Origin of the sequence: Pseudoalteromonas sp. S8-8 (genome assembly GCF_000497875.1) — a bacterium.
Taxonomy (GTDB): Bacteria; Pseudomonadota; Gammaproteobacteria; order Enterobacterales; family Alteromonadaceae; genus Pseudoalteromonas; species Pseudoalteromonas arctica.
In genome coordinates this window covers 61,762-78,405 of record NZ_AUTR01000070.1, presented here as the reverse complement: position 1 = coordinate 78,405, position 16,644 = coordinate 61,762, and the positions used below count along the sequence as shown (strand labels likewise).

General features: G+C 39.6%; 16 protein-coding genes. 6 read left to right on the top strand and 10 right to left on the bottom strand.

The features are described from left to right. Positions 1-7: 7 nt before the first annotated feature. From L659_RS0121225 to L659_RS0121215, 3 genes are all read left to right on the top strand, one after another. On the top strand, positions 8-3,142 hold the full coding sequence (locus L659_RS0121225) for an efflux RND transporter permease subunit (RefSeq protein ID WP_024591830.1): 3,135 nt from the start codon (positions 8-10) through the stop codon (positions 3,140-3,142). Then, on the top strand, positions 3,139-4,557 hold the full coding sequence (locus L659_RS0121220) for an efflux transporter outer membrane subunit (protein ID WP_024591829.1): 1,419 nt from the start codon (positions 3,139-3,141) through the stop codon (positions 4,555-4,557). The genes L659_RS0121225 and L659_RS0121220 overlap by 4 nt, the downstream gene beginning before the upstream one ends. Before the next feature lie 96 nt (positions 4,558-4,653). Next, entirely contained in the window at positions 4,654-5,280 is a 627-nt protein-coding gene (locus L659_RS0121215; RefSeq protein ID WP_024591828.1) for a TetR/AcrR family transcriptional regulator, read from the top strand. 66 nt (positions 5,281-5,346) lie between these two features. Here the strand turns inward: L659_RS0121215 and L659_RS0121210 are convergent, their stop codons facing one another. From L659_RS0121210 to L659_RS0121180, 6 genes are all read right to left on the bottom strand, one after another. Continuing rightward, positions 5,347-6,459 carry a HupE/UreJ family protein gene (locus L659_RS0121210; protein WP_024591827.1) on the bottom strand — a complete coding sequence of 371 codons (1,113 nt, stop codon included), beginning with the start codon at positions 6,457-6,459 and terminating at the stop codon, positions 5,347-5,349. Further along, positions 6,456-7,481: a hypothetical protein gene (locus L659_RS0121205; protein WP_024591826.1), complete on the bottom strand. Its 1,026-nt coding sequence runs from the start codon at positions 7,479-7,481 to the stop codon at positions 6,456-6,458. Before L659_RS0121205 ends, L659_RS0121210 begins: the two co-directional genes overlap by 4 nt. 65 nt (positions 7,482-7,546) lie before the next feature. Further along, entirely contained in the window at positions 7,547-8,056 is a 510-nt protein-coding gene (locus L659_RS0121200; RefSeq protein ID WP_024591825.1) for an Ig-like domain-containing protein, read from the bottom strand. 11 nt (positions 8,057-8,067) lie between these two features. Next, positions 8,068-9,660 carry a DUF4331 domain-containing protein gene (locus L659_RS0121195; protein WP_024591824.1) on the bottom strand — a complete coding sequence of 531 codons (1,593 nt, stop codon included), beginning with the start codon at positions 9,658-9,660 and terminating at the stop codon, positions 8,068-8,070. A 157-nt stretch (positions 9,661-9,817) separates the two neighbouring features. After that, positions 9,818-10,501, bottom strand: coding sequence for an anti-sigma factor (locus L659_RS0121185; RefSeq protein WP_024591823.1), 684 nt, complete (start codon positions 10,499-10,501; stop codon positions 9,818-9,820). Next, positions 10,498-11,046, bottom strand: a complete 549-nt coding sequence (locus L659_RS0121180; RefSeq protein WP_024591822.1) for a sigma-70 family RNA polymerase sigma factor — start codon at positions 11,044-11,046, stop codon at positions 10,498-10,500. The genes L659_RS0121185 and L659_RS0121180 overlap by 4 nt, the downstream gene beginning before the upstream one ends. Positions 11,047-11,395: 349 nt before the next feature. On the opposite strand from L659_RS0121180, the gene L659_RS0121175 reads away from it, so the two are divergent. After that, positions 11,396-13,015 (top strand): diacylglycerol kinase family protein, encoded by a 1,620-nt coding sequence (locus tag L659_RS0121175; protein WP_024591821.1) that lies wholly within the window; start codon positions 11,396-11,398, stop codon positions 13,013-13,015. Between the two features lie 50 nt (positions 13,016-13,065). On the opposite strand, the gene L659_RS0121170 is transcribed toward L659_RS0121175, so the two are convergent. Together L659_RS0121170 and L659_RS0121165 are read right to left on the bottom strand one after the other, a co-directional pair. Further along, positions 13,066-13,374, bottom strand: a complete 309-nt coding sequence (locus L659_RS0121170) for a VF530 family DNA-binding protein (protein ID WP_024591820.1) — start codon at positions 13,372-13,374, stop codon at positions 13,066-13,068. A gap of 54 nt (positions 13,375-13,428) precedes the next feature. Continuing rightward, positions 13,429-13,731 carry a DUF1496 domain-containing protein gene (locus tag L659_RS0121165; protein ID WP_002959040.1) on the bottom strand — a complete coding sequence of 101 codons (303 nt, stop codon included), beginning with the start codon at positions 13,729-13,731 and terminating at the stop codon, positions 13,429-13,431. Between the two features lie 126 nt (positions 13,732-13,857). On the opposite strand from L659_RS0121165, the gene L659_RS0121160 reads away from it, so the two are divergent. Further along, a complete protein-coding gene (locus L659_RS0121160; protein ID WP_007375551.1) occupies positions 13,858-14,091 on the top strand; it encodes a TIGR02647 family protein in 234 nt (77 codons plus the stop codon). A gap of 11 nt (positions 14,092-14,102) precedes the next feature. Here L659_RS0121160 and maiA read toward each other — a convergent pair whose 3' ends face one another. Together maiA and hmgA are read right to left on the bottom strand one after the other, a co-directional pair. Then, positions 14,103-14,732, bottom strand: a complete 630-nt coding sequence (gene maiA, locus L659_RS0121155; RefSeq protein ID WP_024591819.1) for a maleylacetoacetate isomerase — start codon at positions 14,730-14,732, stop codon at positions 14,103-14,105. Between the two features lie 2 nt (positions 14,733-14,734). Beyond that, positions 14,735-16,036, bottom strand: coding sequence for a homogentisate 1,2-dioxygenase (gene hmgA, locus L659_RS0121150; RefSeq protein WP_024591818.1), 1,302 nt, complete (start codon positions 16,034-16,036; stop codon positions 14,735-14,737). 151 nt (positions 16,037-16,187) lie between these two features. Between hmgA and L659_RS0121145 the strand changes: the two genes are divergently transcribed. Further along, positions 16,188-16,619 (top strand): MarR family winged helix-turn-helix transcriptional regulator, encoded by a 432-nt coding sequence (locus L659_RS0121145; protein ID WP_024591817.1) that lies wholly within the window; start codon positions 16,188-16,190, stop codon positions 16,617-16,619. The last annotated feature ends 25 nt before the right edge of the window (positions 16,620-16,644 follow it).

Here is a 16,644-nt window from a genome sequence, read left to right as displayed (position 1 = left end):
AGTTTTAATGTCACGATTTTTTATCGATAGACCGATATTTGCTTGGGTACTCGCTATTGTAGTGATGCTTGCAGGTATTTTGGCGATTAGGAGCTTACCTATTTCGCAGTATCCTTCAATTGCACCGCCTGCAGTAAGTATTACAGCAACGTACCCTGGTGCATCTGCACGTACACTTGAAGATACGGTAACGCAAGTTATTGAGCAAAAAATGAAAGGCCTTGATGGCTTGCTTTATATGTCATCTACGTCTGAGTCGAGTGGTTCTGCTACACTTACACTTTCGTTTAGCGCCGAAACAGACCCTGATATTGCACAAGTTCAAGTGCAAAATAAACTAGCGACAGCGACTCCACTTTTACCAGAAGCCGTACAAAGGCAGGGTGTTGTAGTTGCAAAATCAGCGCGTAACTTTTTAATGGTTTATGCATTTGTGTCTAAAGATGGCAGCATGACCAATATTGATATTGGCGATTATGTTTCATCAAACGTGCAAGATATTGTCTCGCGTGTTGAAGGCGTAGGTGAAGTACAACTGTTTGGTTCTCAGTACGCGATGCGTATTTGGTTAGACCCTGCAAAGTTACAAAATTATAAGCTTACACCTGCTGATATTAGTGCATCAATTAGTGCGCAAAATGCACAAGTATCTGCCGGTCAACTTGGCGGTATGCCTGCCGTTGATGGTCAGCAACTTAATGCAACAGTAACGGCGCAAAGCCGATTACAAACGCCAGAGCAATTTAAACAAATATTAGTTAAAACCAATCCAGATGGCTCTTTTGTACGTCTAGAGGACGTTGCTAAAGTAGAGCTTGGCGGTGAAAGCTATCGCGTTGTAGCTCGTTACGATGGGCAACCTGCATCAGGTTTAGGTATTAAATTAGCCAGTGGCGCTAACGCACTTGATACCGCAGAGGGCGTTAAAAAAGCAATTGAAGAGCTAAAACCGTTTTTCCCTGAGGGGTTAGATGCCGTAATACCTTACGATACAACACCGTTTGTATCGTTATCTATTGAAAAAGTTATTCATACATTAATTGAAGCTGTTGTACTTGTTTTTGTGGTTATGTATTTGTTCCTACAAAACTTTAGGGCAACGCTTATTCCAACTATTGCCGTACCTGTGGTTTTACTAGGTACATTTGGTATTTTATACACCTTTGGTTATTCAATAAATACGCTAACGATGTTTGCGATGGTACTTGCCATAGGCTTATTGGTAGATGATGCAATTGTTGTTGTAGAAAATGTTGAGCGTTTAATGACCGAGGAAAAACTCTCGGCACTTGAAGCTACACGTAAATCTATGGATGAAATTAAAGGCGCGCTGGTAGGTATTGCCATGGTGCTTTCTGCGGTATTTATTCCAATGGCATTCTTTAGTGGCTCTACCGGTATAATTTATCGTCAGTTTTCTATAACACTCGTATCGGCGATGGGGTTATCTGTTTTAGTGGCTCTTATTTTAACGCCAGCATTATGTGCAACGCTTTTAAAACCAAGCCATGTACATAACAATGACACGTTGTTTGGCCGGTTTTTTACAGGCTTTAACCGTGGTTTTGATAAAACAAATTCAGGTGCACAAAGCTTTGTAGGGCGCATGCTTACTCACTCTAAACGCTACTTACTTATTTATGGCGTGATTGTGGGCGGTATGGTTTATGTATTCTCAAGCTTGCCAACGGCATTTTTGCCTGACGAAGACCAAGGTATTTTGTTTAACCAAGTATCATTACCAGCGGGTTCTACAACACAACAAACGCTTGAGGTTGTTAAAAAGGTAGAAAACCACTTTTTAAACGATCAATCTGAAGCAGTAAACGGTATTTTTACCGTGACTGGTTTTAGTTTTGCAGGTTCTGGCCAAAACTCAGCAATTGCCTTTGTAAATCTTAAACATTGGGATGAGCGTCAGCGTGACGAGTTATCTGTTCAAGGTGTTGCAGGTAAAGCGATGGGCTACTTTTCAACGATAAAAGAAGCATTTGTTTTTGCCTTTCCGCCACCTGCAATTGTTGAACTGGGAACCGCTAATGGCTTCAATATTTTCTTACAAGACCGTGTAGGCCTTGGCCATGACGCACTTTTAGCTGCACGAAATCAGTTATTAGGCTTAGCAAGCCAAAGTCCAATTTTAGCGGGCGTACGTCCAAATGGACAAGAAGATATGCCAGAGCTACAACTTGATACAGATTTGGCAAAAGCCGAAGCGCTTGGTGTGTCGCAAAACGATATTAACAGTACACTTTCGACAGCATGGGGTAGTAGTTATGTGAATGACTTTATTGACCGTGGTCGAGTGAAAAAAGTGTATATGCAAGGTGATGCACAATCTCGCATGGTGCCTGAGGATCTAAATAAGTGGTATGTACGCAATGATAATGGCGATATGGTGCCGTTTTCAGCGTTTGCTAGTGCCTACTGGACGTATGGTTCGCCGCGTTTAGAGCGTTACAATGGTTTTTCAGCAATGGAAATTCAAGGTAGTGCAGCGCCAGGTTACAGTACAGGCCAAGCAATGGATGAAATGGAGCGCTTAGTTAAACAATTACCAAATGGTATTTCGTCTGAGTGGACCGGTATTTCATTCCAAGAGCGCTCTAGTAGCGGTCAAGCACCTCTACTATATGGCTTATCGCTGTTGTTTGTATTTTTATGTTTAGCCGCGCTTTATGAAAGTTGGTCGGTACCGTTTGCGGTAATGATGATTGTGCCACTGGGTATATTTGGTGCAATTATGGCAGCGCTTGGCGGTGGCTTATCTAACGATATTTACTTGCAGGTAGGCTTGTTGACCACCATTGGTTTGGCATCTAAAAATGCGATACTGATTGTAGAGTTTGCGATTCATAAAATGGAAGAAGGGCTTGGCTTAGTTGATGCGGCTATTGCTGCTGTTCGCCTTCGTTTGCGTCCAATACTTATGACTTCGATGGCCTTTATTTGTGGTGTTTTACCGCTTGCTATTGCCTCAAGCGCGGGTTCTGGTGCGCAAAATGCGTTAGGTATTTCGATTATTGGCGGCACACTTGCATCATCAATATTAGTTGTTGTTTTTGTTCCGTTATTCTTTGTGTTAGTACGCCGTGTATTTCCTGGCAAAGCTAAAGAGACAACGAAGGAGAGCGCAGAATGAGCATTAAAACATTCAGCCTAAGTGCAATTGCTTTATTGGTGCTAAGTGGTTGCCAATTAGCGCCAGAGCAAAAAGACCTTGCTCTACCAGTATCTGATGCTTATGCATCAGATACTGGGCAAAGCGCTGCGCAGCAATTAAATTGGCAGCAGTTTTTTAATGACGAAAAACTACAAACGTTAATTAGTCAAAGCCTTGAGCATAACAAAGACATGCAAATTGCAGTGCTTAATGTGCAGCGTGTGCGTGGTTTATATCAAATTGAAGACTCTGCTTTGTATCCATCCCTTGATTTAAATGCCTCAGGTACGCGCCAGCGTTTACCGGCTGACTTATCAGGTACTGGCGATGCAGCTATTAGCTCGCAATACAGTGCAACAGTGGGTATTACCTCTTACGAGTTAGATATTTGGGGCAAGGTAAGTAACCAATCAGCGCAAGCACTGCAAAACTTATACTCTACAGAGCTTAGTCAATACAGCACGCAGGTGTCTTTAATTTCAGAGTTGGCAAATGCGTGGCTAAATTATGCAACTGATTTGCAACTGCTAGAGCTTGCAAAAGAAACGCTTACCTCTCAGCAAGAGTCATTATCGCTTACGCAAAAAAGCTTTGATTTAGGTGCAACTTCTTCAATTACCCTTGAGCAGCTTAGAAGTACAGTTGCTACAGCAAAAGTAGACATAGCAACGTACAAGCGTTTGTTAAAGCGTGATAAAAGTGCCCTAGATTTATTAGTGGGTAAATCTGTTTCAGCTGATTTACTGCCTAGTAAAGACCTGACTAACTTGATCAGCATGCCAGAAGTGCCGGTTGGTTTACCGTCTGACCTGTTATCGCAACGCCCTGATATTAAAGCCGCTGAGCATTTAATGCTTGCTGCAAATGCCAATATTGGTATTGCACGTGCGGCGTTTTATCCAAGTATTAGCTTAACAGCCAATGCCGGATCTGCTTCAAGTGATTTAAGTGGCTTGTTTGATTCAGGCTCAGGTACATGGAGTTTTGTGCCGTCAATTAGCTTACCTATTTTTAATATGGGACGTAACCAAGCAAATCTTGATGTAGCAAAAGCTGATCAAGAAATTGCAGTGGCTACTTATCAGCAAAAAATTCAAAATGCGTTTCGCGAAGTTGCCGATGCACTTGCTGACAGAGAAGGTTACCAAGAGCAATTAAGTGCCCTTGATATGCTTATAAGTAGCCGACAAATCACGTTTGATTTATCAAAAATGCGTTACGAAAAAGGCGCAGATAGCTACTTGCAAGTACTTGATGCTCAGCGTACGTGGTACGGCGCTCAGCAACAATTAATTTCGGGTCAGCAAGCGTATCTTGCAAGCCAAATTAATCTGTACAAAGCGCTTGGTGGCGGATGGAACGTAACCAGTGAAACAGCTCAGGAAGAGAAATAATATTTGCGGCTTTTAAAGCCGCATTACATATTTATATAGCGAGACTATTTATAGCTCTTGCTTTACTGAGTTTATGACTTGGTAGTGGAGTTGAACATGAAGCCTAAAGCAAAAAGGCAAACAGATCCCGCGATAGCACTTGCTAGGCGTGAGCAAATATTAACAGCTGCTGCAGAGTGTTTTCGCCGAAAAGGTTATCACGGTGCAGGTATGGCTGAAATATCTAAAACGGCAGGGATGAGTGCAGGCCATATTTATAATTACTTTGAAAGTAAAGAAGCCATTATAGAAAGCATTATTGAAAAAGACATGGAAGAAATGTTTTCTATCTTCCAACAGTTTGAAGATCACCCTGGTGATGTTTTGGCGGCTCTTTTAGATGGCTTAAACATTGGTGTTCAAAGGCACATGGACACAGGGGCATGTGTAGTTGACTTAGATATGATGGCTGAAGCAGGTCGAAATGTTAAAGTAGCTTCATTGCTACGTGATATGGATACTCAAGCACGCGGGCGCATGAGACAGCTTTTAACAAGCGAGCGAAGTGCGCTCAAAGACATTGATGAGCTTGAACTTGAAAGCCGAATTAACGTTATTTTTTCGATGATGGCGGGGTTATTACTCAGAAAGTTACTCTACCCTGAGCTAACCGAAGAAACGGTACTAATAGCGCTTCGCCCTGCGATGAAAACATTACTGATGCCATTTGATGAAGCCCAGTAACGCTCAAAATAAATAACCAAAAGTAAGCTAGCCAATACTTTGGCTAGCTTTTTTATTTTAGTCTATTTAAAAGCGCTCGATTGACCACTGAAGTGCAATGATTACGATAGCAACGGAGCCCATTGGCATTAACCACTTTTTATACCAAGTGTAGTGTCGTACATAAATGAGTATTGGTAAGGCTACTAGTAAGATACTAAGTTGACCGATTTCGACGCCTAAATTAAACGCCAATATACTAAGCAGCTGATAGTCGCTCGACAAGCCAAGCTCGCCAAGTACGCTCGCAAATCCCATCCCATGTAGTAAACCAAAAGCAAAAGTAAGCCAACCTAAACGAAGTACCAACGGCCACACATTATTTAATGCTGCAAATAAAACCGATATAGCAATTCCAAGCTCTACCCAGCGGCTATTTGGTGATACAAGGTTCATAGCTGTTGCGGTAAGCGTAATAGAGTGCGCAAGCGTAAACGCGGTTACTATCCATGCTGTGTGTTTAATAATTTGTTTTTTAGAGCTAATACCTTGCCATGCTTTATCGCTGCGTTTTAAAACACAGGTAAGTAACAGGGCGATTAAAAATAAAATATGATCAATACCAATCCAAATATGTAAAACACCCTGATACACGTATTGATTAAACGTACTTAAATAACTTGTTTGCTCAAAGCTGAACGTTTGTTGTGCCTCGTTGATATTAAATACACGAGATACACCGTTTATATTTACGATGGATTTATGATTGGCATCGGTATTAAAAAAAGCAGAATAGGAAAGGGAGATTGCTTCATTGTCATCACAGCTAAACAGCAACGGAATCACCAAATAAGGCTGGTTAAAATGGTTATCTAGCTGATAGATACCTTCACTTTTTAAAAGGCATGATTGCGCGTTTTGCGTGATATTTAAATTTTCTTCAATGAAGTTATTAATTGAGCTGCGTTTTGCTTTTATTTCTGCCCACGAAATTTGCCCGTTTTTATCTAAATCCAGAGGCACTGCGTGCTCTAAGTCGGCTATATTAATTTGCCAAGTACCCGTGTATTGGTTTTTGTTGGTGTCGTTATTGTTCTCGCTATTTAAGGTTATATAACTTGTACTTAGTTGATGGGCAAAGCTGTAAGTTGAAAAAATGCACAGCATTAAAGTGAGTATAAATAGATAAGGCGTTTTCATAGTGTATCTCGTTGCATCGCTTTTGCTTGAATAAGTAATTGCTCATCGGTGCTCATTTTAGCCTGCTGCCAATTAATATGAGCCCAGTAAAGTGCTTTTTCGCGATTTGGTTGTACATCAAGGTAATATTTAGCTAAGTCACTTGCATGAAAAGAATCTTTGCGAAGCTCTCGTAGTGTAACTCTTTGCGCTATTGTATTTTGCCATTTTTTATCGCGTTTATTTAGTTTTTTTTCTGCGATTGAAAGTCTTAGCAAAATAGCATCCTCTAAATTACTTTTATCAGGAAGCAGTACGCTTAATGTGTTTAATACTTGTTGTGGTTGATTTAGAGCAATTTGAATATCGGCCCATAAAACAATAAGGCTCACAGGGGCTTGAACTAAATCTACACTTTGTAAGTGAGACATAGCTTGTTTGTAGTTATTTAAACGGTAGCTCATTTCACTTAAAACATGGTTTGTAGCTAGGCTAGTTTGATTATTATTTATAATTTTTACTAATCCTTGGTAGCTGTCTAAAACGCTTTCATGTTGGCTTTGTACATCGAGTACACAGGTGCTAGCAGTAATAGTGCTTACTTGCCCAATTAAGACTACGCAGTGTTTTTTTGCTTGTGCGAACTTACCTTGAGTCATAAATATATTGGCTAGCAATAAATGGCTATTACTATGTTTTGGCTCTCCAATCAAAACGTTGTTAGCAATATCAATGGCTTCGTTGAAAAGGTGCTCTTTTTGTAAAACGCGAGCATATAAGTAACCAATTTGAGATGAGGGTGTTTGTTTATATAGCTGGGCTAAACGGGTTTTAAGTAGCCCCTGTAAGCGCTCTGTTTGGCCGGCATATTGGCTGTTAGTGACTAATGTATTTATTTCGTCAACAGAGAGGGAAGCACTAAGCGTTGAATTACTTTTAGCAATAACTGCATCATCTTTTGGGGTAAAAGGCGCAGCGCTTAACGCAAGGGGTGTTAGGCATAAAGTAATAAATGCGACGGACTTAAAAATTGATAAATGCATTATAAATATCCTTTGAAAAAAGCCATCCATGGCCTGTCAGCTTAATTACTTGTTTAGTAGCTAATTTATTTACCGTTTGTTGAAATCAATCCATCAACATCGGTATCGGTGTTTGTAAACACCCGACCGTTAACAGTTAACGGCTCTGCATTTGGGGCTTGATTAAATGCATCGGTTGCAAATTGAGCAAAGTCGACTTGTAGTGCGTCAATTGTAATGTTCACTGTTGCAGTTACTTGCGAATTAACGCCATCACTTACACCAAACATAAAACTATCTGAACCTGTCACTTCTTTATTCGGTGTATAGGTAAAGTTACCATCGCTATTAAGGGTAACAGTTCCAAGAGTTGGCTCACTTGTTAATGAGTAAGTCAGTGAATCGCCATCATTGTCGGTTGCGCTAAGCATATCGGTAATGCTTACTTCAGTTTGTGTAGTTAGCATTGCATCACTTGCTGTAGGCGCTGTGTTTACAACCGGTGTAGGCTGTTTTTTATCATCATCGCTACTACATGCTCCCAATGTTAATGCACTGAGGAGAACACAAATATGGGTAGTTTTTAAATTACGCATTATTTTACTCCTTATTTAGAGCCAGCAAGCGGTGTTGCAAGGTATGGGAATGATGAATCCATCATTGTTGCATCAATAGGTGCACCGTCTGTAAATGGCACTGTGCCTGTATTAGCATCCTCTGGTGCACAAAGTCCTAAATCAGTGCCTTCACCATTTACAGGAATAGGATGACATAAACGACCCATCACAACACGAAGTGCAATATCAACCACATCATCACCCGGGCGACGACCATTTGGGAAGCCGGCTAAATCATTACCCGCTACACCAAATGCAGATTGATCAGCTTGCGCTGTTGCTGCAATGCCTGTATTTAAACGTAGCATTTCTGAAGGTGTTACCGTAGCTTGTTGATTAACGCCTGCAAAACCTGTTAAAAATGCAGTGATTAAATCAGTACGCGGGAAGTTTGTGGGTGCCAGTGTTTCTAAGTTTGCGCCAAGGGTCGTATTAACAGCATCTTTAAACAAAATGTTTAATAACTCAGGTAGTGCTGGATGAGATACATAATCTAAAAATTGTGCATCATCTTTAGGGTGAGCAGTAGAGAATGTGTCTTTGTCTTTAATGCCAATTACAAGCTCGTTTACAAGCGGGCTACCCAAGCGTGAAACTTGTGTTAAAGCACCACCATTAACGGCGTTATTAGCAAATTTAGCATTAGGGTTTAATACGCGAGCTTGAGGTAGGCTTGCTGTTGTCCACGAACCTATTACGCCATTTCCTTCACCTACAACACAGCTTTTAGGAATTTCGATAGCGATTGACGTTACGTTTTTATCTGCAAGGTCGTCGTTATCAGCTGATTGTGTTATACCACCTGGAAAACCACCGCCGTCACCAGCACCAGGGGCGCTATCACCCTCTACAGGTACATAGTTAACTAAATCAAATGTTTTACCTAGGTTAACTACAAATGGGTCTTTACGTTGTCCTACAAAAACTTGTGCCATGCTTTCACAGTTAGGAATTGAAACCTGATACACAAATTGGTCAGCGTAAGTTTGGTAATCGCTCATTGAACCAAATGTTTTATTGCCCACATAATCAAGTGGTTTAGAAAATGTACTTGAGTTTGATGCTGTGTTGTTTAATACCGTTGTTTCGCCAGTACGCTGCGCGCCGCTAATCATGCTCATTGTGTATGATTCACTAAAATTTGCAGCGCTGTCATCACCGGCAGATACACCGCCTACATTTTTAAGCGGTACAGACACGGTGCGTTGATTACCTTCAGGTCCAACAGTTAATTGCACACCTTGGTTATCATTAGGGAGCATGCTTTTAAAGTTAAATGCAAATGTAATATCTTCAACGGCATCGCCGTCGTTATCTATATGAATGCTGTAGGTAGCATCTGGGTCCATTGCAAAGTAATTAGGACCGCCGTATGCATCTTGCAGCGGGATATAGTTAGCAATTAATGTTACAAAATCATCACGACCTTGCTCGTAACTATTAAATACATAAAAATCGGTTGAATCTAAAGTCGGGAAACGGCTTATATTTGGCGCTTCTCTGTGGCTTGATGCTTCACTTGGTGCACTTACAAACGTACTACATATTACTACTGCGAGTATTGATGGAGTTAAAGCTTTCATGACTTTGTCCTTTAGTTTTGATTGAAGTCATAGCTAATAACGGGGCAGGATTTAAATTGGATGCAAAAAAGTTAAATTATTTTTATTTTTTGTTAAAAATTTTAAAAGTAGGTTGGCTGCTTTGTGTAAGCAGCCAACTTTGGTCATTATTGTAGGGTTATAAAAGTACTAGCTCTGTGGTGTAAAGCACTTCAGTAGGAGAGCCATTTGGCGAGCCGCCAATAGGTTCTAAGCTTACGGCAAGCAACGCTATGTCGGTTGCGTTAAAACGGTTATCTTTTAATAATATTTTATTGCCTTGCTTGGGAAGTAAACCCAGTGAAATAGGTGCATCTTGCCCTTTTAAAATCATCCACAACTCATAATCTTTATTAGTTTGAGCAACCAATTGGCTACTGGCTTTAATTGAGAGTCCTTGCTCGTTAACATTAATAAACCACAATGATTGTTTATCTTGATTTTGAACCAAAGCAATTTGTTGAGTGTGCATAACATTGGTACTAGGTTGAATAACTAAAAAGGCTAAAACAATACACGCAGCAGTTGCCACAAAAGACCATGTACGCCAAATTGAAGGCTTGGTATGTATCACTGTTTTACTTGTTTGTGGCCTGTTTTCAATACGTTGTAGTATATTTACCCATACATCGTCACGTGGCGTTTGCGGCGTAATAGCACTCGCTAAGTTGTTTAGGTTTTGCTCCCATAGACTTGTTGCTTCACGTGCTTGATTTGAATTAAGCAACAGACGCTGAAAACGCTTACGGGCAAGCCCTCTAAGTGTGCCAAGCACATACTGCCCAGCAAGCGCGTCTAATAGTTCGGGTTTATTATAATTCATAATGTTAAACACCTTTGTAGCTGCATAAGCCCACGCCTGATCCAGCTTTTAACTGTACCTAACGGCGTTTCTATATGATCCACTAACTCGCTATGACTCAGCCCCTTGTAATAAGCTAAGTGAATAGCTTGTTTTTGTTGAGGTTCAAGTTGTTCGATACAATTAACCAGTTTCGTTTCTTCATCGTAATTAACGTCGATACTTTCATTTTCATTTTCATTTTCATTTTCATTTTCATATTCGTCATCGCCTAACGACTGCTCTTTTCGTACTTTGTGATAGCGCAGTGAGTCAAGACTTCTGTATCTAACTATACTTATCATCCAACTAATAACGGTGCCTTTAGAGGCGTTATATTCAGATGCGTTATGCCAAATTTTTATAAAAGCATCTTGTAGTGCCTCTTCCGCATAAGCTCTGTTAGTGAGCATATTTAAACTAATAGCAAAAAGTTTGCCGCTAGTTTGTTGATATAAACTTGAGAAAGCATTTTTGTCTCCCTGTGCTGTTGCGCACAGAAGAGGGAGTAAATCATCGTTATCCATAGGGGTCCTGTTTTTCTTATTATCATTGAGTAAACGGTTGAGGGTGTGATTTGGATGCAAAAAAATTTAATTGCCTTTTAGATTAGCTGCTTTATACGTAAGTACAAGCAATAACCGATCAGTGTTTGAAATTTAGACGTGTAAGTATAATTTATTCACATGTTTGTAAAAAATGCATAAAGAGCGGTCTGTAGTAGATTTTAGTTTATTAATTACTATATATATCAATGACCTATTGTTTGCGTTTGAATTTTAAATGGCATTTATATGGCGTGATATTTGCAAAAGACTACTTAAAGCCGTTTAAATTAAGATTATAAATCGGCATTATTTTCACAAAGGAGAGACTATGTGGGCTGCAATTAGTTATTTACTATTAGCACTACTGCTTATTTTTATTGGTTGGGAAGTGAACTCTGTCTATTTTGCTATTGTTTTTTATTGGACTGCGCTGTCACTTTTATTAGTGAGTACCGCGTATATTTTTAATACAGCAAAAATATTTAGAAAGCGTGAAAATGGGGTGATCCCATTTTATATACGGTGGGCGTTTGTGCCATTTTTATTCGGTGTGCAAATTTATAATGCCTGGTCACGTAAGCGCGATAAAGTGCCGCCCATTCAACAAATAAACGAAAACCTATTTTTAGCTTGCCGATTATTTCCCTCAGATATAGACACATTAAAAGATAACGGGATTACGGCGATTTTAGATGTTACGTGTGAATTCGACGGACTCGAGTGGAGTTCAACACAAGAGAATATTAATTATTTAAACATTCCGGTGCTCGATCATAGTATTCCTACCCATTCTCAGTTAAATCAGGCTATTAATTGGATTCATCACCATATTAAAGAAGACCATCGCGTAGTCGTTCATTGTGCTTTAGGGCGTGGGCGCTCTGTTTTTGTCATGGCGGCTTATTTACTGAGCCAAAACAAAAATGCAGATGTGCATGAAGTACTTGCACAAATAAAAGAAACCCGCGAAACCGCAAATTTAAATAAGCATCAACTTCGCCATTTAGCTAAGCGACATAAAAAAGGCGAATTACTGATTAAAAACAAAGCCGTTTTAATTGCAAACCCTGTATCTGGTACACGATTATGGGAAGAAAAAGAGCACTTAATTGTTGCGCGGCTATCGGATTATTACGATCTGAAAGTACTCACTACTACAAAAGAAGTTAACGGTATTGAGCTGGCTAAACAGGAAATTGCGCAAAATCCGGATATTATTATCGCATGCGGGGGAGATGGTACGGTGGCGGAAGTTGCAAGCGTACTTGTAAATACACAATGTAAACTAGGCATCATCCCTATGGGGACTGCAAACGCCCTTGCGCATGTATTGATGGGTATTACCTCTAAATTTATTCCTGTTGAACAGGCTTGTGACTTAATTATAGATGGTCAAACAAGCATAATAGATACTGCCTATTGTAATAATGAATTAGTACTACTGCTCGCGGGTATTGGTTTTGAGCAATCAATGATAGAAAAAGCAGATAGAGAGTCGAAAAATAAGTCGGGGCAACTTGCCTATTTAAATGGTTTTTTTGAAGCGTTTGGCGAGCAAAAATCGCAGTTACTTAAAGTAAAACTCGATGATAATGAGCCAAAAGAAATATGTACTAATAGTTTTATTGTAGCCAATGCTGCGCCTTTTACAACGTTATTGGCTCAAGGTGGCGGGCAACCTGATCATAGTGACGGGCTACTCGATATAAATTGGTTAACACCAAATAATGAAGATTCAACCACAGTACTAAGTATTGCAGAGCTGATGTTTAGTAGCTTAACGCAAACACATTTAGCTATAAACTCTCATCATACAAATGCCAAAAGAGTAGAGGTTACAGGCGAAGGAGAGCTTAAGTACGTACTAGATGGTGAAGTTAAAACCGCTCAAAAACTAGTTATTACTATTGAGCCGGCTTCATTAAATGTGATTTGCAAAGAGCAATAAATCGCGCAAGTTATAATCAAAAAAGGAGCTAAATTAGCTCCTTTTTTACATCATTTTTTAATTGATGGCCAAACAAACCCTGTTGTATCCGGCGCTTGAGAAGATGTTTCTCTTGGTGCACTTTTTGGTCTACGAATAGGTTTGTTATTTATAGTGTGAATATAAAGTGCTTCCACTTTATCGCGAGCCCAAGGCGTTTTACGCAAAAACTTTAAACTCGATTTAATGCTGGGTTGATCAGTAAAACATTTAATTTTTACTTGCTCGCCAAGTGTTCTCCAGCCAAGTCGTTGCTCTAACTCAACAAGTATTTGTTCTAATGTTACCCCATGTAAAGGGTTTTTAGGTTGATTATTCATAGCCATACTACTTATTTAAACTGCATGCATTGTAGCTTAAATCAGCTTTTAGCGCTAATTCACAGTGATTGTTTTAGGAGCTGTTGGGTAAATAGCATTACCTTGCTTATCTATTTTAAGCCAAATGAGTTGGCTGTTACTGTGTTGGGGTGTTTTAGCACCACACAAAAGTGTAAAAGAATGAACTTGTATTAATGCCCCTTCGCTATAGCGTTTGTTGTCGTACCAACAGTTAGCTTCTTCATTTACAAACTGGTTTGCATCAATAATTGAATGGGTTTTTAGCGTTGTTGCTTCACTAAGTATTGAATACGATAAGCTGCTAAAACAAAAACATAGAATTAAAAAGTTACGCATTAGAGGCCTTTAAATAGGGAGGGTTAAAAATAATACATTAAGCTAAAAAACGTGCTAGTGTAAAGTACACAAAGTGATTTTAAGTATAAACTTAGTTATTCACAGAACAATAAAAAGGTGCACACAATGCAATTTAATCAAACAATGATCGAAGAATTCACACTATTAGCAAAGTTTCCTCGCGACAGTAAAATGCAGGGTATTAAATTACATTCAGACGCAGAGCCAAGCTTACTTAGCGCAGCGCAACGTTTATTTGAAAAAGGGATTATAGATAGCCCAGATGGCGGATATTTAACTGATCTGGGCTTAGATTTAATTGAGCACGTTACGGTTATTCATAGCGCGCTACAAAGTTAATCTAAATTAGCTTAATTTGCATCGGGTTGATTTTGCGGTGCAGCGTCATTAAATGCAGCTAATTTATTACAATGTTCGTAAATGGCTGCAATTTTTGGATAAGCGCTCATATCTACGTTAAAACGAATTGCATTAAATACTTGCGGCACTAAACAAATGTCAGCAAGTGTTGGTTGGTCACCAAAGCAGTAGCCATTATTTTCGTTTAGCATCAGTTCTATTTTTTCAAAACCCACTTCTATCCAATGTCGATACCATTTATTTTTAGCCTCGTCATCAACACCTAATTCGTTTGATAAATACTTCAGCACGCGTAAATTATTAACAGGATGAATATCGCAAGCAATGGCAAAGCTTAAGTTTCTTATTTGCGACTTTTGCCACGCAGTCCCTGTAATTAATGGCGATTGCGGATAAGTTTCATCTAGCCACTCAAGTATTGCAAGCGATTGTGCTAAAACACCATCATTGGTTTCAAGTGCCGGTAGTAAGCCTTGCGGATTAGTCGCTAAGTATTCTTTCCCAAGCTGCTCCGATTTTAAAAGGTTAACAATAGCAAGTTCATGATCGATTGCTTTTAAGTTAAGCGCTATACGCACTCTATAAGCCGCTGATGAGCGAAAGTAGCTGTATAATTTCATAATTAATCCTGTGAACCTGTAAATTGTTTTTTAATTGTGCGCCAGCAATCGGTGTAATTTGGTTGGCGCTCTTTACCTTCTAATGCATATTTTGTCGGTGAAATTATATAGCGCGACTCAAACATAAAGGCCAATGTGTTTTCATATTTTTGTGGTGTAAGCTCAGCGTTTGAGGCTTTTTCAAATACGTCGGCTTCAGGTCCATGTGGCGACATACAATTGTGTAAACTTGCGCCACCAGGTACAAAACCATGCTCTTTTGCATCATACACACCTTCAATTAAGCCCATAAATTCACTCATAATATTGCGGTGATAATACGGCGGGCGAAATGTATTTTCGGCTACCATCCAACGCGGTGGAAATATCACAAAATCGACATTTGCCATACCCTCAGTAGCAGAAGGAGAGGTTAGTACAGTGAATATAGAAGGATCGGGGTGATCAAAGCTCACTGTATTCATTACATTGAAACGCGATAAGTCGTATTTATAGGGCGCACTATTACCCGTCCATGCAACTACATCAAAAGGAGAGTGCTTAATTTCACAGCTAAATAAATTACCGTTAAATTTAGAAACAAGCTCAAAGTCACCCTCTTTATCTTCAAAGGCCGCTACAGGGTATTGAAAGTCTCTGTCGTTGGCATAACCGTTTGCACCAACAGGTCCTCGCTCTGCAAGCTCTAACGCATGGCCATAATTTTCACAAATATAACCACGGGCTGTATTATCAATTAAGTCAACAGAGAACTTAATTCCTCTGGGAACTACAGCAATTTCACCCGGTTTAATGCTTAACTTACCGCACTCGGTGTGAATTAATAACTCACCTTGCTGAGGGACAAACAACATTTCGCCATCGGCATTACAAAAGTAACGCCCTTGCATTGACTGATTAGCGACATATACATGAATGCCAATACCAGATTGCCCATTAGCACTGCCATTAGCTGCCATAGTTACTAACCCATCAATAAAATCAGTAGGCTGTGAAGGCATATCAATAGGATTCCAACGTAGCATTGTTGGTGGTGTTACGGCTTCAGTGATTGGGGCTGTTCTTATTAGGCCGTTATCAATTGCTTGGTAATCACCTTGCACTACAGACGGACGAAGGCGGTAAAACCAAGTGCGACGATTTGAAGCGCGAGGAGCCGTAAATGCAGTCGAACTAAATTGCTCTGTGTATAAATCGTATTTAACTTTTTGTGGGCTAAATTGTCCTATTGGCAGTGCACCGGGTAGCGCTTGTGTTTCAAATTCATTACCAAAACCGGTCATATAACTTAATTGTGTCGCCATTACTGACTCCTGTGAGAGGGGGTTGGTTTAATATTATTTTTATTTCAGTTAAGATACTCTCAAGTGAGACTAATATCAAATGTGCAACTACGCATCCGTGTAAATATTAATGAACACTAAAGTAAGCCTTATAAAGCTGGGATAACTAAAAATGAAAATTGATTTAGCAACGTTTTTACCTTATCAATTAACGAATGTAGCAACACGTGTAAGTAATGACTTTGCCGAGGTTTATCAAACTAAATACGGTTTAAATATTCCGCAGTGGCGAATACTTGCTAATTTAGCGCAGTATGGTCAGAGCAACGCAAAGGATTTATGCACGCAAGCAAATATGGACAAGTCGACAGTGTCGCGTGCGGTAAAAGTTTTAATAGATAAAGGTTTAGTGAAAAGTGAGTTAAATGCACAAGATAAACGCGCGGCCTTACTTGTACTGAGCAAAGCAGGGCAAAACTTATATGAGCAAATAGCACCCGATGCACTGAATTGGGAAAAACAATTACTGAATACTTTAACCAACGAAGAATACGAAGTGTTAGTGGGTATTTTTGAAAAGTTAAATAACAAATTAAAGGCATAAAAAAGCCCACCAAAGTAGGCTTTTA

Excerpts from the sequence above, each read along its gene's own strand:
- L659_RS0121225 (WP_024591830.1), top strand. The coding sequence starts at position 8 with ATGTCACGATTTTTTATCGATAGACCGATATTTGCTTGGGTACTCGCT.
- L659_RS0121220 (WP_024591829.1), top strand. The coding sequence starts at position 3,139 with ATGAGCATTAAAACATTCAGCCTAAGTGCAATTGCTTTATTGGTGCTA.
- L659_RS0121215 (WP_024591828.1), top strand. The coding sequence starts at position 4,654 with ATGAAGCCTAAAGCAAAAAGGCAAACAGATCCCGCGATAGCACTTGCT.
- L659_RS0121210 (WP_024591827.1), bottom strand. The coding sequence starts at position 6,459 with ATGAAAACGCCTTATCTATTTATACTCACTTTAATGCTGTGCATTTTT.
- L659_RS0121205 (WP_024591826.1), bottom strand. The coding sequence starts at position 7,481 with ATGCATTTATCAATTTTTAAGTCCGTCGCATTTATTACTTTATGCCTA.
- L659_RS0121200 (WP_024591825.1), bottom strand. The coding sequence starts at position 8,056 with ATGCGTAATTTAAAAACTACCCATATTTGTGTTCTCCTCAGTGCATTA.
- L659_RS0121195 (WP_024591824.1), bottom strand. The coding sequence starts at position 9,660 with ATGAAAGCTTTAACTCCATCAATACTCGCAGTAGTAATATGTAGTACG.
- L659_RS0121185 (WP_024591823.1), bottom strand. The coding sequence starts at position 10,501 with ATGAATTATAATAAACCCGAACTATTAGACGCGCTTGCTGGGCAGTAT.
- L659_RS0121180 (WP_024591822.1), bottom strand. The coding sequence starts at position 11,046 with ATGGATAACGATGATTTACTCCCTCTTCTGTGCGCAACAGCACAGGGA.
- L659_RS0121175 (WP_024591821.1), top strand. The coding sequence starts at position 11,396 with ATGTGGGCTGCAATTAGTTATTTACTATTAGCACTACTGCTTATTTTT.
- L659_RS0121170 (WP_024591820.1), bottom strand. The coding sequence starts at position 13,374 with ATGAATAATCAACCTAAAAACCCTTTACATGGGGTAACATTAGAACAA.
- L659_RS0121165 (WP_002959040.1), bottom strand. The coding sequence starts at position 13,731 with ATGCGTAACTTTTTAATTCTATGTTTTTGTTTTAGCAGCTTATCGTAT.
- L659_RS0121160 (WP_007375551.1), top strand. The coding sequence starts at position 13,858 with ATGCAATTTAATCAAACAATGATCGAAGAATTCACACTATTAGCAAAG.
- maiA (WP_024591819.1), bottom strand. The coding sequence starts at position 14,732 with ATGAAATTATACAGCTACTTTCGCTCATCAGCGGCTTATAGAGTGCGT.
- hmgA (WP_024591818.1), bottom strand. The coding sequence starts at position 16,036 with ATGGCGACACAATTAAGTTATATGACCGGTTTTGGTAATGAATTTGAA.
- L659_RS0121145 (WP_024591817.1), top strand. The coding sequence starts at position 16,188 with ATGAAAATTGATTTAGCAACGTTTTTACCTTATCAATTAACGAATGTA.